Source organism: Streptomyces albus subsp. albus, from assembly GCF_000725885.1.
Taxonomy (GTDB): Bacteria; Actinomycetota; Actinomycetes; order Streptomycetales; family Streptomycetaceae; genus Streptomyces; species Streptomyces albus.
The window spans coordinates 39,453-54,813 of sequence record NZ_JODR01000038.1; the positions used below are offsets into that span (position 1 = coordinate 39,453).

The 15,361-nt window shown below is 72.1% G+C and carries 13 protein-coding genes and 1 pseudogene; 5 read left to right on the forward strand and 9 right to left on the reverse strand.

Translation table 11 applies throughout. From position 1 onward, the window contains the following. Nucleotides 1-132: 132 nt before the first annotated feature. The 4 genes from IO40_RS0130700 to miaA all read right to left on the reverse strand — a co-directional run bounded on the left by IO40_RS0130700 (nucleotide 133) and on the right by miaA (nucleotide 5,188). Nucleotides 133-2,376, reverse strand: a complete 2,244-nt coding sequence (locus tag IO40_RS0130700; protein WP_031176559.1) for a RelA/SpoT family protein — start codon at nucleotides 2,374-2,376, stop codon at nucleotides 133-135. Between the two features lie 277 nt (nucleotides 2,377-2,653). After that, entirely contained in the window at nucleotides 2,654-3,550 is an 897-nt protein-coding gene (gene dapF, locus IO40_RS0130705; RefSeq protein ID WP_234315698.1) for a diaminopimelate epimerase, read from the reverse strand. Between the two features lie 138 nt (nucleotides 3,551-3,688). After that, nucleotides 3,689-4,120: a hypothetical protein gene (locus IO40_RS0130710; protein WP_016470237.1), complete on the reverse strand. Its 432-nt coding sequence runs from the start codon at nucleotides 4,118-4,120 to the stop codon at nucleotides 3,689-3,691. 108 nt (nucleotides 4,121-4,228) lie between these two features. Further along, a complete protein-coding gene (miaA, locus tag IO40_RS0130715; protein ID WP_016470236.1) occupies nucleotides 4,229-5,188 on the reverse strand; it encodes a tRNA (adenosine(37)-N6)-dimethylallyltransferase MiaA in 960 nt (319 codons plus the stop codon). Between the two features lie 182 nt (nucleotides 5,189-5,370). On the opposite strand from miaA, the gene IO40_RS0130720 reads away from it, so the two are divergent. Both IO40_RS0130720 and IO40_RS0130725 read left to right on the forward strand, forming a co-directional pair. Beyond that, nucleotides 5,371-5,763, forward strand: coding sequence for a hypothetical protein (locus IO40_RS0130720; protein WP_016470235.1), 393 nt, complete (start codon nucleotides 5,371-5,373; stop codon nucleotides 5,761-5,763). Nucleotides 5,764-5,806: 43 nt separating this feature from the next. After that, the gene (locus IO40_RS0130725) at nucleotides 5,807-6,097 is read left to right on the forward strand and encodes an antitoxin (RefSeq protein ID WP_016470234.1); all 291 of its coding nucleotides are present in this window, start codon (nucleotides 5,807-5,809) and stop codon (nucleotides 6,095-6,097) included. 255 nt (nucleotides 6,098-6,352) lie between these two features. On the opposite strand, the pseudogene IO40_RS0130730 reads toward IO40_RS0130725, so the two are convergent. The 3 genes and pseudogenes from IO40_RS0130730 to IO40_RS0130740 all read right to left on the reverse strand — a co-directional run. Further along, nucleotides 6,353-6,889 (reverse strand): annotated as a pseudogene (locus tag IO40_RS0130730) (class III extradiol ring-cleavage dioxygenase family protein); the annotation flags it as partial. A gap of 762 nt (nucleotides 6,890-7,651) precedes the next feature. Then, nucleotides 7,652-9,178: a tRNA (N6-isopentenyl adenosine(37)-C2)-methylthiotransferase MiaB gene (miaB, locus tag IO40_RS0130735; RefSeq protein WP_031176561.1), complete on the reverse strand. Its 1,527-nt coding sequence runs from the start codon at nucleotides 9,176-9,178 to the stop codon at nucleotides 7,652-7,654. 84 nt (nucleotides 9,179-9,262) lie between these two features. Then, nucleotides 9,263-9,883, reverse strand: a complete 621-nt coding sequence (locus IO40_RS0130740; RefSeq protein WP_016470231.1) for an ATP-binding protein — start codon at nucleotides 9,881-9,883, stop codon at nucleotides 9,263-9,265. 144 nt (nucleotides 9,884-10,027) lie between these two features. On the opposite strand from IO40_RS0130740, the gene IO40_RS0130745 reads away from it, so the two are divergent. Next, entirely contained in the window at nucleotides 10,028-11,059 is a 1,032-nt protein-coding gene (locus IO40_RS0130745) for a TAXI family TRAP transporter solute-binding subunit (protein WP_106963735.1), read from the forward strand. Between the two features lie 6 nt (nucleotides 11,060-11,065). Here the strand turns inward: IO40_RS0130745 and IO40_RS0130750 are convergent, their stop codons facing one another. Together IO40_RS0130750 and IO40_RS0130755 are read right to left on the reverse strand one after the other, a co-directional pair. Next, a complete protein-coding gene (locus tag IO40_RS0130750) occupies nucleotides 11,066-12,517 on the reverse strand; it encodes a sensor histidine kinase (protein ID WP_016470229.1) in 1,452 nt (483 codons plus the stop codon). Between the two features lie 25 nt (nucleotides 12,518-12,542). Further along, nucleotides 12,543-13,274 carry a response regulator transcription factor gene (locus IO40_RS0130755; protein ID WP_016470228.1) on the reverse strand — a complete coding sequence of 244 codons (732 nt, stop codon included), beginning with the start codon at nucleotides 13,272-13,274 and terminating at the stop codon, nucleotides 12,543-12,545. 285 nt (nucleotides 13,275-13,559) lie between these two features. On the opposite strand from IO40_RS0130755, the gene IO40_RS0130760 reads away from it, so the two are divergent. Together IO40_RS0130760 and IO40_RS0130765 are read left to right on the forward strand one after the other, a co-directional pair. Then, on the forward strand, nucleotides 13,560-14,345 hold the full coding sequence (locus tag IO40_RS0130760) for an amino acid ABC transporter ATP-binding protein (RefSeq protein WP_016470227.1): 786 nt from the start codon (nucleotides 13,560-13,562) through the stop codon (nucleotides 14,343-14,345). A gap of 60 nt (nucleotides 14,346-14,405) precedes the next feature. After that, the gene (locus tag IO40_RS0130765) at nucleotides 14,406-15,317 is read left to right on the forward strand and encodes a glutamate ABC transporter substrate-binding protein (protein WP_016470226.1); all 912 of its coding nucleotides are present in this window, start codon (nucleotides 14,406-14,408) and stop codon (nucleotides 15,315-15,317) included. The last annotated feature ends 44 nt before the right edge of the window (nucleotides 15,318-15,361 follow it).

A 15,361-nucleotide genomic window follows, 5' to 3' on the forward strand; every position in this document is an offset into this window, starting at 1 on the left:
TCATCGCTACCAGCGCCCGGGGGCGGCTGGTGATCAGCGTCGGGCGCGTCCACCCGAAAGGGGGCGACGGGTGCGTCCGGGAGAACCCGTGCGCCGCGCCGCCGCGCTCTGTGCGCCGTCCCCGCAAGAGCGTCAGTCGGCCACGGGGCGGGCGGACCGGGTCACGTCGTAGACGCCGGGCACGCGCAGCATCGCGCGCATGAGGGCCGGGAGTTCGGACGCGTCGGGAAGCTGGAGGGTGTAGGTGTGCCGCACGCGCTGCTCGCGAGGAGGCTCGACGTCGGCGGCTACGACGGCCGCGCCGTGCGCCGCGATGGTCTCGGTCAGGTCGGCCAGCAGACGGGGCCGCCCGAACGCCTCGGCCCGCAGGGTCACCCGGCATCCGACGGCGCCCTGCTCCCAGCGCACCGGCAGGGTCAGCCGCCCGTCCGACGCCATCCGGGCCACCGACTGGCAGCTCTCGCGGTGGACGGTGACGGCACCACCGCGCACCGGAAAACCGGTGACCGCGTCGGTGGGCACCGGTGTGCAGCAGCGGGCCAGCCGCACAGGTGCGCCAGGGCGTCCTGGCACGACGGGGACGTTCTCCGCGTACCGGTCGTGCCCGGCGGGCTGCTGGGCCGTCCGCTCCCGGCGCCGGGTACGTGCTGTCCGTACGGCGGGGCGCGGTGCCGCCCCGGTGGCGGGCGCGGTGCTGCCGGCCGGGACTTCGGCGGCGGGCTGCGGCTGCCCGGCCGGCTGCCGGTCGGGATCCTGCTGGTCGGGGTCCTGGCCGGGGTTCTGCCGGTCGGGTGTGGGCTGACCGTGTGCGGAGAGCCACTCGCGAATGGCGAGCCGGGCGGAGGGTGTCCTCACGTGAGCGAGCCACTCCGGCGACGGACCCGAGGGGCTGCCCTGGCCGGGCTCCAGGAAGAGCTGCAGGGAGTCCCCGTCCCGCAGCACGGTCGTGAGCGCCGCCAGCCGCCCGTTGACGCGCGCCCCGATGCACCGGTGCCCGGCCTCCCCGAGCCTGGCGTAGGCGGCGTCCACGCAGGTCGCCCCGGCGGGCAGCGGCAGCGCGGAGCCACCGGACCCCTCGGCGCCGGGGACGGCACAGTAGACGGTGATTTCCAGGTCCTGCGCCAGTTCGTCGCGCAGTTCCTGCCAGAAGGTGTTCGGGTCGGGGGCGTGGCTCTGCCATTCGAGGAGCCGGGAGAGCCATCCGGGGCGCGTCGGATCGGTACGCTCCTGCGGGCCGGCCCCGGCCGGGGCGCCCGCCCGCTCGGTGGCGTCCCTCGCCTCCGCGGCAGCCGAAGCATGGGGGTCGCCCAGGGCGATCACCCCGGTCTCGGCCACACGGTGCATCCGGCGGGTGCGCACCAGCACCTCGGCGACGCGTCCGTCCTGGTCGGCGATCGCGGTGTGCAGCGACTGGTACAGATTGAACTTCGGGACGGCAATGAAGTCCTTGAACTGGGAGACCAGCGGCGCGAAACAGGTGTGCAGCTCGCCCAGTACCGCGTAGCAGTCGGCGTCCTCCTCGACGAGCACCAGCAGCCGGGCGAAGTCGCAGTCGCCCAGCTGGCCGCGTTTGAGCCGCAGCCGGTGCACGGAGACGGTGTGCCGGGGCCGGATGAGCACCTCCGCGGCGATCCCGGCCTCCCGCAGGGTGCGGCGCACCTGTGCGGCGAAGGCGGTGAGCGGGTCGGGGCGGGCGTTGTGCTCCTGGATCAACTCGCGGGTGCGGGCGTGCTCCTCGGGGTGCAGAACGGCGAAGACCAAGTCCTCCAGCTCGCTCTTGAGCGCCTGGATGCCGAGACGCTCGGCGAGCGGGATGAGCACGTCCCGGGTCACCTTGGCGATGCGGACCTGTTTCTCCCGGCGCATGACCCCGAGAGTGCGCATGTTGTGCAGCCGGTCGGCCAGTTTGATCGCCATGACGCGCACGTCGTTACCGGTGGCCAGCAGCATCTTGCGGAACGTTTCCGGCTCGGCCGCCGACCCGTAGTCGACCTTTTCCAGCTTGGTGACCCCGTCGACCAGATAACAGACCTGTTCGCCGAACTCCCGGCGTACCTGGTCGAGGGTGACGGCGGTGTCCTCCACCGTGTCGTGCAGCAGCGACGCGGTCAGTGTGGTGGTCTCCGCACCCAGCTGGGCCAGCAGCAGGGTGACCGCGAGGGGGTGTGTGATGTACGGCTCGCCGCTCTTGCGGGTCTGGCCCCGGTGCGACGATTCGGCCAGCACGTACGCCCTGCGCAGGGGCCGCAGGTCGGCACCCGGGTGGTGCGCCCTGTGCACCTTGGCCACGTGCTCGATGGCGTCCGGCAGGTCCCGTGACGAGGCTCCCCGCAGTGCCACTCTGCTCAGCTTCCGCAGACCGCGCACCGCGCTCATGGGCACCTCCCGCTCCTGCCGCACCCCCGGGCCGGGGCTGTGATGCTACCGACCCCACCACGTGCCGCTGACCGCCTCCCGCCCAGGGTGAGGCGGATCACTCCATCGTGCGACGCGCCGGTGTGCGACACCACCGCGTACCCGTTCTGCGGTCTGTTACCGCAAGGCGGCGCTCCGTCATCGAGTCCGGCGGCGGCAGCCCCGGGAAGACGCGGCACGGCGGAAGCCCGCGGGTGCTCGCCCGGGCCGCCGGGCACGCCGGGAAGCAGCCCCGCTCCTACACGAGGAGGCCGGGGTCGATCCGGCCCTCCGCGACGATCACGGCCGGGCCTGTCATCTCGATCTCCCCGTCCGTCCGCTCGGTGATCTCCAGCTGTCCGCCGGGCACCTCCACGGTGTAGGTGACCGGGGCGCCGTCCTGTCGCGGATCGTGTCCGTCCCGCCGGGCGGCGGCCACCATGACGGCGCAGGCCCCGGTGCCGCACGAACGCGTCTCGCCGGCGCCCCGCTCATGCACCCGCAGCGCCACGTGGCGCGGGCCCCGGGAGACGACGAATTCGACGTTGACGCCCTCCGGGTAGGCGGCGGCAGGCCGCACCACGGGGGCCTCCAGCAGCGGCCCGGGGTCCGCCAGGTCCGTCACGAAGGCGACCGCGTGGGGGTTGCCCATGCCGACCTTGCGTACCGGCCAGGTGTGCCCTGCCGCGCTGACGGTGATCTCGTCGGCGCCCCGCGCGGAGGTGTGCAGTTCGGCGGCGCCCATGGCGATGGTGACGGGACCGCCGTTCTTGGCGATGTGCGCCCGGCGGACCCCCGCGCGGGTCGCGATGGCCAGATCACCGGGTTCGACGAGTCCGGCCCGCTCCAGATAGCGGGCGAATACCCGGGCACCGTTGCCGCACATCTCGGCCACGGAACCGTCGCTGTTGCGGTAGTCCATGAACCACTCCGCCTCGGCGGCCATGGCCTTGGCCTCCGGGTGCGCCGCCGAGCGGACGACACGGAGCACACCGTCGGCCCCGATGCCCGCCCTCCGGTCGCACAGCCGGGCCACCACCGCCGGCGGCAGGTCGAGCTCCCCGTCCGGGTCCGGGATGATCACGAAGTCGTTCTCGGTGCCGTGCCCCTTCAGGAACGGGAAGGGCACGCCTGCTGTGCTGCTCACCTTGCCGATCGTACGGGAGACCGGGTGCCCCCGCGGCCCGGGGCAGCGGTGCCCAGGACACGGCAGTGCCGCGCCCCGGGGAACAGCAGCGCGGCGCACCAGGACGGCGGCGCACGGGGCGGGGCCAGCGGCAGCGGCGGGCGGCCGTCAGCGGAGCCGGGCGACCCGCCAGACGGCCAGGACGACGAGGGTGCACACCACGACCGCGTAGAGCGCCACCACCCGCCAGTCGGGACGGCGGTCCGAGCCGCGCGCGGGCAGCCCCGGCCAGGTGTGCCCCACCCGGCGGGCGGCCATGACACCCCAGCCGGCGGCACAGCCGCACAGCAGCAGCCCCAGCATGGAGACCACCGCGCCGGAGCTGCCGCCCGGCTCGAACGCGAGCGGGAAGGCGAACATCAGGGAGCCGAGCGCGCCGAGCACCACGATGGGAGCGAGCTGCCACAACCGCAGCTTGCGCTGCGGGCGCAGCTCGTGCGGCTCGACGGGAGGGCCCGCATCCAGCGGCCCGCCGCCCACGGCGCCCGGGCCGGGGGGTTCGGCGTCCGCCGGGGAGGAGTCTCGAGGGCCGGCCTCCATTGCCACGCGCCCTCCCAACTCCGGCCTGCTGGCTTCCAACGATGGACGATGATGGCACGCCGACGGTAACGGGACGGTCGCACAGGGCTTCCCGATGCCATCACGTGATCAGGCTGTAACCGCCTTCGTGAGCAACGTCAGGGCCGCACCCGGGAGTTCCCCCCGGTCCGCAGCCGCGCCGCTGAGCCAGTGCACCCTCGGGTCGCGCCGGAACCAGGAGTCCTGGCGGCGTGCGAAGCGCTTGGTGGCGCGGATTGTCGCCTCGCGTGCCTCCTGGAGGGTGCACTCCCCCGCCAGGGCGGCCAGCACCTGCTGGTAGCCCAGGGCACGGGATGCCGTGCGCCCCTCTCGTAGGCCCTGCTTCTCCAGCTCGCGCACCTCGTCGACCAGTCCGGCCTCCCACATGACGTCCACGCGGCGGGCGATCCGCTCGTCCAGCTCCGGCCTGGCCACATCGACGCCTATCTGCACGGTGTCGTAGACGGCCTCGTGGCCCGGCAGGCTCGCGGTGAACGGCCGCCCTGTGATCTCGATGACCTCCAGGGCGCGGACGATGCGCCGGCCGTTGCTCGGGAGGATGGCGCGGGCGGCCTCGGGGTCGGCCTCGGCCAGGCGGGCGTGCAGCGCACCGGAGCCCTCCTGGGCCAGCTCGCCCTCCAGCCGGGCGCGTACCGCCGGGTCGGTGCCGGGGAACTCCATGGCGTCCAGTGCCCCGCGCACGTACAGCCCGGAGCCGCCGACCAGCACGGGTACCCGCCCTCGGGCCCGCAGCCTGTCGATCTCGGCACGGGCGAGCCGCTGGTACTCGGCGACGCTGGCCGCGACTGTGACGTCCCAGATGTCCAGCAGGTGGTGCGGGACGCCCTGCCGCTCCTCGACGGTCAGTTTGGCCGTGCCGATGTCCATGCCCCGGTAGAGCTGCATGGAGTCGGCGTTGATCACCTCGCCGCCCAGTGCGCGGGCGAGATGGACGCCCAGATCGGACTTGCCCGCCGCGGTGGGGCCGACGACGGCGACGACCGGTGGCGCGGACGAGGGGACGGACGGTTGCGGAGCTGCGGCGTTCACGCGTCAAGTTTCGCAAACCGTCCTCCGCCTTCCCGAACGAGCGACGTGACGGACCGCGCCCGGGGTCGTTGCCCGTTGCGAGGTTCCGACAGCCGGTTTCCGCACCGGTGCCCCGGGGCGGCGCAATGGGACGCTCCGCAAGGCGCGGGATTTCGCCCACACGAGTACAGTCTGGAGTAGATATGGGCGTGTTTGCGAGGCTTCTCCGTCGTTCGTCCAGCAAGTCAACACAGGACACCTCCGATGCCACTCGCGCGGAGGAAACCGGTACCGCCCAGGCGGACTCCGTCGCGCGGGACGGCGAGGCCGGTGAGGGCGCGTCCGGCGGGGCCGGATCCGCCGAGGGGCGCACCCCGGAGGCCGGGGCCACCCGGGAGAGCCCGCCCGCCGCGGGCACCGCTGCGGAATCCGCCGAGTCCCGGGGCGCGGAACGCGCCGAGGGTGCTGCGGCGGAGGGTGCAGAGGGTGCCCCCGCGGCGCGCACCGAGCCGGCCGAGGGGTCTGTCGGCATTCCGAAGCAGCAGTCGGCCGAGGAGGCCGCGGACAGCGAGACCGGCGACAACGCCCGCAAGTAGACCGTGCGGCCCGCCCGCACGGTCCGGCAGGAAGGCGACCGAGATGGGCTTCATGGACAAGGTCAAGGGCATGCTCGGCCAGCACGGCGACAAGGTGCAGCAGGGGCTGGACAAGGCCGCCAAGGCCGCCGACTCCAAGACCAAGGGCAAGTACCGCAGCCAGATCGACAGCGGCACCAAGAAGGCGAAGGAAGCCGCCCAGCGGATGGCCGACGAGCAGCGCCGTTCCGGCGGAGCGGGCGGTTCCGGCAGCGGCCCCAAGGGACCGGGGTCACCGGGCGGCGGCAGCGGCTCCGGCCCGACGGGCGGCACCGGCGGCGGCACCGGGACCTGAACTCTCGGACCGCGCCCACCCCTGCGGCTCCGGACCTACGCCGTGAGCAGGCTCCCCGCGCGAACCGGACCGCCCCCTCCGGGGCGCCCGGAAGGCCGTCAGGCGGCCTCCCGGGCTGCCGTGCGACCCCGCGGACTCCGGCGGTCTCGTCGGCCCGCACAAGGGCGCTGTGCGTCTTTCCGCGGCGGGGCAGGAGCGGGCTTCCACACAACGGCGGGGGCGTACGCGTGCCGCAGCACCGTACGCCCCGGTGGTGTCGGCGGTTCCCAGGGCGCGCGCGGCCTGCGCGTCGAAAGCGGCGGCGCGGTCGTCGAAGTAACCGGGAGCCTTCAGGGTGCGGCAGTTGCTGCCGTCTCCCATCACGAGCAGGGCCACGCGGTCGGCGGCAGCAGCCAGCTCGCGGCCCGTCTCCACGCAGCGGGAGCGGGCCAGTGGTTCGCCGATCCCCAGCCCCTCCACGGGGCAACCGGTCCAGTCGGTGCGCTCCAGCAGCCAGGCGCCGACCGTGAGCGACGGGGGCAGTTCCCGTTTGGCCGGCTCGCCCTTGCCGAGGCTCACCTCCAGCGGGACACCGAACCCGGCGAACGACCCGCGCGCCCCTTGGGGGTGCGGGCCGCGCCCCGGCTGTTCGGCGGGGCCGATGACGTACAGCTGGTCCGGACGGGCAGCCGCCAGGACGCCGACGGCGTCGTAGCAGGCGGCACGGGCCGCGTCCATCTCGGGGGCGGCTCCGCCCGCGACCTCGGGCACCAGGAGCGGGGGACAGGGGCATACGGCTGCGGCGACAAGCATGGCGCGCAGCTTAAGTGCCGCTTCGTCCACTTCCCAGACTGCCCGCGCCGTGACTCACCCGCGCGTGCGAGAACCACGAAAACAGGTGACACGTGCGCCACAGACGCCGCACATGTGCGGCGGTCATCTCCCGCCCTCCCGGCAGGCGTTCGGCCGGGCTCCTGCGCTCGGCCGGCCCACGGGAGGCCCCCGTCACGGACCTCTGCGCCCCAGCAGACGGGCTTCCCAGCCGTCCGTTCCGGACGTCGAGGGCGCATGCCGGAGTAGGTGTGCTGGGCGCGCTCACGCCCGGAACAGGACGCCACGGAAGACCGGACGTCGCGGAGCGTCGGACGTCGAGCTCCGGGCGTCGGACGTCGGACATCGGTAAGGGCGTGGGCCGCCGACGAACGACGGCACACTCCGCCGGACCGGCCCCGCGACGCGACACCTTTCGACGAATGCGACAACCCGGACGCCGCCGCCCGACGGATGCGGCAAGCGGCGGAGCGGCGGAGTCCCTGGCAAGCGGGCCCCGGAGACCGACGGCGGCGCGGACACCGGTGGCCGGACCTGACCTGGCGGCGGGTACGCCACCGACGAAGCGCGGCATCGCGAACGCCCATGCTCGGTGCGAGGCCCGAATGTCCATGGACGGCCCGGCAGCACGCACCGGCCGTTGCCCAACCCGGCAACGCGCCCGCTCGCGCTGCCGGGCCCGGCAGCGCGAGCGCCGTCGGTACCGGCGCGGCCCGCCCGGCAGGCGCCGGAGGGGCGAGGAGGTCAGCCCAGGCCGCAGCCGCCGGTGGGTGCGGGCAGCGGCTCGGGGACGCCGACCTTCGGCAGACCGAGCAGCACACCCTTGCCCTGCTCCGCCGCGGGTGCCGCGTTGCGGCGCTCCCAGGCGTCGCCCGCACGGGTCCGGCGCACCGCCTTGGCGGGGCCTTCGGCGAGCAGGTGATGCGGGGCTGCGTAAGTGACCTCGACCGTCACCATGTCGCCGGGCCGCACGGGCTCCTCGGGCCGGGTGAAGTGGACCAGGCGGTTGTCGGGCGCGCGCCCCGACAGCCGCTGGGTGGCGTCGTCCTTGCGGCCCTCACCTTCCGCGACCATCAGTTCCAGGGTGCGGCCGACCTGCTTCTTGTTCTCCTCCCAGGAGATCTCCTCCTGGAGGGCCACCAGGCGCTCGTAGCGTTCCTGGACGACCTCCTTGGGGATCTGGCCTTCCATCTCGGCGGCCGGCGTCCCGGGGCGCTTGCTGTACTGGAAGGTGAACGCCTGGGCGAACCGGGCCTCGCGCACGACGTGCAGCGTCTCCGCGAAGTCCTCCTCCGTCTCGCCGGGGAAGCCGACGATGATGTCGGTGGAGATGGCGGCCTCGGGGATGGCGGCGCGGACCTTCTCGATGATGTTGAGGAAGCGCTCCTGGCGGTAGGAGCGGCGCATCGCCTTCAGGACCCGCGAGGAGCCGGACTGGAGCGGCATGTGGAGCTGCGGCATCACGTTGGGCGTCTCGGCCATGGCGGCGATGACGTCATCGGTGAAGTCGCGGGGGTGCGGCGAGGTGAACCGGACGCGCTCCAGCCCTTCGATGCGTCCGCAGGCGCGCAGCAGTTTGCTGAACGCCTCCCGGTCGCCGATGTCGGAGCCGTAGGCGTTGACGTTCTGTCCGAGCAGGGTGATCTCGGTGACGCCTTCGTCGACCAGTGCCTCGATCTCGGCGAGGATGTCGCCGGGCCGGCGGTCCTTCTCCTTGCCGCGCAGCTGGGGGACGATGCAGAAGGTGCAGGTGTTGTTGCACCCGACGGAGATGGAGACCCAGGCCGCGTACGCGCTCTCCCGGCGGGTGGGCAGCGTGGAGGGGAACGCTTCCAGGGACTCGGCGATCTCGACCTGTGCCTCGTCGCGCAGCCGGGCCCGCTCCAGCAGGACGGGGAGCTTGCCGACGTTGTGGGTGCCGAAGACGACGTCCACCCAGGGCGCCTTCTTCACGATGGTGTCGCGGTCCTTCTGCGCCAGGCAGCCGCCGACCGCGATCTGCATGCCGGGACGGGCTGCCTTCTTGGGGGCGAGCTGGCCGAGGTTGCCGTAGAGGCGGTTGTCGGCGTTCTCGCGGACCGCGCAGGTGTTGAAGACGATCACGTCGGCGGCGTCGGCTCCCTGGGGCGCGCGCACATATCCGGCGTCCTCCAGGAGGCCCGCCATCCGCTCGGAGTCATGGACGTTCATCTGACACCCGAAGGTGCGCACCTCGTACGTCCCCTTGACGCCTTGGACGTCCACTGCCTGACTCCGGTCGCTACTGCTCATGCGACAAGGGTAGGCGTTCCGCCGGACGCCCTCCGCCTCGCCGGAGGGCATCGCCGGATCACCGCGGGAGCACTGTGACGCAGTTCACTGTGCGTACCGGGGGGCGGGCCCGTCCAGGGGCAGCCGCAGTGTGGCCCACACCGCGTTCCCGGCGGTCATCGTGGAGCGGCGCACGCCCCAGTCGGCGGCGAGCGCGGCCACGATGCACAGCCCGCGCCCGCTCTCGTCCCCGGCCTCGCTGCGCTTCAGGTGCGGGCATTCGTCGCCCTCGGAGGGGTCGTGCACCTCGATGCGGAGCAGTGCTCCCCTGGAGGTGCCCCGGGGGGCCACGGCGGCGCGGCACAGGAGTTCAGCGTCGGGCAGACAGCGGGTGTGGACGACGGCGTTGGTGGTCAGTTCGGAGAGCAGGAGGACGGCGTCGTCGGCCGTCTCCTCGGGTATCGGCGGGTCGTGCGGCTGCCCGAGCCACCGGGTGAAGGCGGCACGGGCGCGGGCGATGTTCCGTTCCCGGGCGGGGATGCTGAGCTGCCAGCCGGCGTGTGCGGTACGCGCGGCCGGTGCGGTCGGATCACAGGTGCTTCCCGAGAGGGGGGCGGTGGTGGCTGCGGATTCCCTGCGGGCGGGGGCGGCGTACACGTGGGGGCGCCTTCCGTCGGGCTGGTCGCGGCCGGGGGCGCGGGCCGCGACGCATGGTCTGCCCGTCACTATGGCCCCTGCTGTTCCACTCAGCAAGCGACAGTGTGAAATTTGCACTTCGTCGCTACCACCGCTCCCGCAGCCTCCATGCAGGAGCGGGGATGTGACCCCCGCCACTCCCCCGCCGCCTGGGGGCTGGCAGTATCCCCTTCCATGGCCAGTCTGCGTGCGCGAACGGCGTCCTCCTCCCTGCTGGCCCGCGGGCTGGGTGCCGGACGACGGCGCCTCGTGTGGGTGGCCGCCGTCATCCTGGTGGTGTGCGGGCTGCTCGCGTGGTGGCTGCTGCCCTCCCCCGCGCCCTCGCCCAGCGGACGGATCACCTTCGCCACGGGCGTCCGTACCGGCGTGTACGAGCGTTACGGCAGCCTCTTGAAGCACCGGCTGTCCCGCGACCTGCCCAAGGTGCGGCTGACGTTGCAGAGGAGCCAGGGCTCGGTGCAGAACGTGGCACGGGTGGCGTCCGGGAAGGCCGACTTCACTATCACCGCCTCCGACGCCCTGGCCGCCTACCAGGAGGACGGCGGCAAGGACGCCTCCCGCATCCGTGCGTGCGCGCGGCTGTACGACGACTACATGCATCTGGTGGTGCCCAGGGACTCCCCCGTCAACAGCGCCAAGGACCTCAAGGGCCTGCGGGTGGGGGTCGGCGAGGCGCACTCGGGGGTGTGGCTGGTGACCAACCGGCTGCTCAAGGCCGCCGGACTGGACATGGACCACGACATCCACCCGGTGCGGGAGGGCATCGACCGGATGCCGAAGCTGCTGGCCGAAGGGAAACTGGACGCGTTCTTCTGGTCGGGCGGGCTGCCGACGAACGCCGTCGAACGGCTGGCGGAGCGCACCGACATCCGCCTGGTCCAGCTGGGCGATCTGCTGCCCAGGCTGCACGAGCAGGGGCGCAAATCGCGGTACTACCGTGCCGCCGTCATGGCGCCGGACGCCTACCCCACGGTGCAGCGCGGCCGGTCGGTCAAGACGCTCGCCATCGCCAACCTGCTGGTGACCACCGACCGTACGGAAGCCGATCTGACGGAAGGCGTCACCCGCTCGGTCATCAAGAGCAGGGACCAGATAGGGCGTGAGGTGCACGCCGCGCAGAAGGTGGATCTGCGCACCGCCATCTACACCGACCCCGTGCCGCTGCACGAGGGCGCACGGCGCTACTACCGGTCCGTCAAGCCCTGACCGCTCCTACTGCGCGGCGGTCGCCTCTCCCGGCGGGCCGGCCGCCGGCGCGCTCCTCGGCACGGAGATCAGCACCCGCAGCCCCTGCGGAGTGTTGTGCGCGAAGGACAGTCCCGCACCGCTTCCGGCGAGCAGGGCCCGGGTGATGGACAGACCCAGCCCCGACCCCGAGACGTTCTGGTGACGGCTGCTGCGCCAGAACCGGTCGCCCACACGCTCCAGCTCCTCGTCCGTCAGCCCGGGGCCGCCGTCGGCCGTCTCGACCGTCACCCGGTCGCCCTCCGCGCGGACGAGTACGGTGACGGCGCTGCCGCGCGGGGTGAACTTCACCGCGTTGTCGACGACGGCGTCCAGCGCGCTGGAGAGCGCCACGGGATCGGCCCACCCGGTGGCCGCCGTCTGGCCGGCGAACGTCAGCTCCACGCCCCGCTGCTCGGCGCTGGGCCGCCAGGCGGCGACCCGTTCGGCGGCGACCTCGGCGACATCCGTGAGCACGACGTGCGAGGCGTCGGTGTGCTCGGCCGTCGCCAGGTCCAGAAGATCGTCCAGGACCCGCGCGAGCCGCTTGCCCTCGGCCCGTACGGAGGCCATCTCCTCGTTCCCCTCGGGCAGCTCCAGAGCGAGCAGTTCGATGCGCAGCAGCAGCGCCGAGAGAGGGTTGCGCAACTGATGGGAGGCGTCGGCGACGAACGCGCGCTGCTGCTCCAGCGCGCTCTCCACGTTGCCCGCCATCTCGTTGAAGGAGTGCGCCAGCCGGCGCAGCTCCGGCGGGCCCGCGGAGGCGACCACACGGGAGGTGAATTTTCCGGTGGCGATCTCATGGGTGGCCCGGTCCAGGGTCCGTACCGGCTTGAGCACCCATCCGGTCAGCCGCAGCGCCGCGCCGAGTGCCAGCAGCATGGCCGCGGACTCGCCCAGTGCCACGACCAGCCAGTCCCGCAGGATCCGCGAACGCAGCTGGCCGGTGGGCGAGTCGGTCAGGACGACGGCCGCCACGTCACCGTCCCGGATCACCGGGGAGGCGACCGCGATACGGCCGTCCCGCTGCCAGGGCCACACCTGGGGCGGATCGTGGCTGCGCCGTCCGGCCAGTGCCTCGGCGAAGGCCCGCGCCCCGTCCGGCCGGGCCGCGCCCTGGCTCTCGCCGTCGCCGGGGACGCGCCAGCCGCCGGGTGAGGCGGCCATGGTGCGTTTGTCCCGGTAGAAGACGCCGGCGCGGATGCCGTACACGTCGTGGTACCGGTCCAGTTCGCGCTGGAGGGTGGCGCGGCGTTCGTCCGGCTGGCTCGTGGAGGTGACGAACTGGGCGAGCGAGGCGAACCGTGCCGTATCGTCGATGCGGTCGACCACGACGTTCTGCTGCTCGGCCTGCGCCTGGCTGACGGCGAGGGGGAAGCCGAGCGCCAGCAGGATCCCGGCGAGCAGGATGATCAGAAGCGGTAGGAGGCGGCTGCGCACTGTGGTCCCGGACGGTCCTGGCTCGTCAGACGCCCTGCGCGGCCATGCGGTAGCCGACGCCGCGCACGGTCTCTATGAGGGTCGGCCGCTGGAGCTTGGAGCGCAGCGAGGCGACGTGCACCTCCAGCGTGCGCCCGGTGCCCTCCCAACTGGTGCGCCACACCTCGCTGATGATCTGCTCGCGGCGGAAGACGACTCCGGGGCGCTGAGCGAGAAGGGCCAGCAGATCGAACTCCTTACGGGTGAGCGCCACCGGTGCACCGTCGACGCTCACCGTGCGGGTGGGCAGCTCGATGATGACGGCGCCCAGGCGGATCGTGCCGGGCTGCTCCGTACCGTTGCGGCCGGGCAGCGGGTGCTCGCCCGTGCTCTGGCCGTCCTCCCCCGCGGAGCGGCGGCTGACGGCGTGGATACGGGCGAGGAGTTCCCCCATGTCGTACGGCTTGACAACATAGTCGTCGGCGCCCAGGTTGAGCCCGTGTATCCGGGAGCGGACGTCCGCGCGGGCGGTCACCATGATGACCGGGGTCGCACTGGTGCGGCGGATCCGGCCGCACACCTCGAAGCCGTCCTGGTCGGGCAGGCCCAGATCGAGGAGCACCACGGCGTAGCCCGCCCCCTCCCCTCCGCCGACCAGCAGTTCCTGGAGTGCCTCGGCGCCGCTGCGTACGTGGGTGACGTCGAAACCGTGCCGCTTCAGTACGGCGGAGAGTGCGGCGGCGACCCGGTTGTCGTCCTCGACGAGCAGCAGTTTCACCAGGCACCCTCCTCTTTTCTTGTCCCGTCGTGCCGTCCGGCCGGCGCCGGCAGGTGGTTGCCCCGGCGAACGGTCTGACAGTGCATCCACGCTGATCGGCGCAGGTGAGTCAAGAGGCTGTTCGTCCGGTCCCCCCATCCGTTACGCAGCCGGTACCGACCCCCCTGCCCCAGCGGGGCGGACCGCAGCCGATTCGTGATGCTCAATTTCCGCTCAGATGTAATGACGGTCACGTTGGCCGCTCATTAAGGTCCTCGCAACCGACGAGGACGGAGCTACACGCCGATGAGCGAAGTATCGGTGACCAAGGAAACGAGCGGGCCCGAGTCCGCGACCGACAAGCTGGTCGTGCTGGACAACGTCAACAAGCACTTCGGTGCGCTGCACGTCCTCCAGGACATCGACCTGACCATCGCCCGCGGTGAGGTCGTCGTCGTCATCGGCCCCTCCGGGTCCGGCAAGTCGACCTTGTGCCGCACCATCAACCGCCTGGAGACGATCGACTCCGGCAGCATCACGATCGACGGCAAGCCGCTGCCCCAGGAGGGACGGGAGCTGGCCAGGCTCCGTTCCGACGTCGGCATGGTCTTCCAGTCGTTCAATCTCTTCGCCCACAAGACGGTGCTGGAGAACGTCATGCTCGGCCAGCTGAAGGTCCGCAAGACGGACAAGCAGGCGGCCGAGGAGAAAGCCCGCAAGCTGCTCGACCGGGTCGGTGTCGGCAACCAGGCCGACAAGTACCCCGCGCAGCTGTCCGGGGGTCAGCAGCAACGTGTGGCGATCGCCCGCGCGCTGGCGATGGACCCGAAGGTCATGCTCTTCGACGAGCCGACCTCGGCGCTCGACCCGGAGATGATCAATGAGGTCCTGGAGGTCATGCAGCAGCTGGCCCGGGACGGTATGACGATGGTCGTCGTCACCCACGAGATGGGTTTCGCCCGCTCGGCCGCCAACCGTGTGGTCTTCATGGCGGACGGCCGGATCGTCGAAGAGGCCGCACCCGAGCAGTTCTTCAGCAACCCGCGCAGCGACCGGGCCAAGGACTTCCTCTCGAAGATCCTGCACCACTGAGCCACCGGTCAGCGCAGCCAGCGCACTGGGCCACGACTGTTCAAGCAAGGGATGTTCACTATGAGGTTCCACAAGACCGCCGCCGCGGCAGCCGCCGTGCTGGCGCTCGCCGCCACCGCCGCCTGCGGTGGCAAGGAGGGTTCTGCGGGCGACAAGCCGAAGGACCAGACGGACGAGAAGGCACTGCCGACCTACGACATCGCCAAGGACGCCAAGGTTGACTCCCCCGTCTGGGAGCGGGCCCACAAGCGCGGCAAGATCGTCATCGGCGCGAAGGCCGACCAGCCCTACCTGGGCTTCCAGGACCAGTCGACCAAGAAGTACTCCGGCTTCGACATCGAGATCGCCAAGATGATCGCCGCCGACCTGGGCTTCTCCGCCAAGCAGATCGAGTGGAAGACGGTCGACTCCGGCGCCCGTGAGACGGCTGTCGCCAAGGGTGACGTGGACCTGATGATCGGCACCTACACGATCAACGACGAGCGCAAGAAGCAGATCGACTTCGCCGGCCCGTACTACCACGCCGGCGCCTCGCTGCTCGTCCGCAAGGACGAGAAGGCCGTCACCGGCCCGGAGACCGTCAAGGGCAAGAAGGTCTGCTCCATCGTCGGTTCGACGCCGCTGCAGGTCATCAAGCAGCCGAAGTACGGCGCCAAGGTCACCGAGCTGAGCAAGTACTCCGAGTGCGTCTCACAGGTTCTCGACGGCCAGGTGGACGCCGTCACCACCGACGACGCGATCCTGATGGGCTACGCCGCGCAGAACCCCGGCAAGCTCAAGGTCGTCGGCAAGCCCTTCTCCGACGAGCCCTACGGCGTCGGCATGAAGAAGGGTGACGACGCCCTCCAGAAGGCCGTCGCCGACGCCATCAAGGCGCACCAGGACAACGGCGACTACAAGAAGGCGTTCGAGGCCACCATCGGCAAGTCCGGCTCGAAGTTCAAGACGCCTCCGCAGCTGACCGAGAAGTGACGTCCCGCGCCCCGCTCCCCGGCACTGTCCCCGATGCCGCGCGG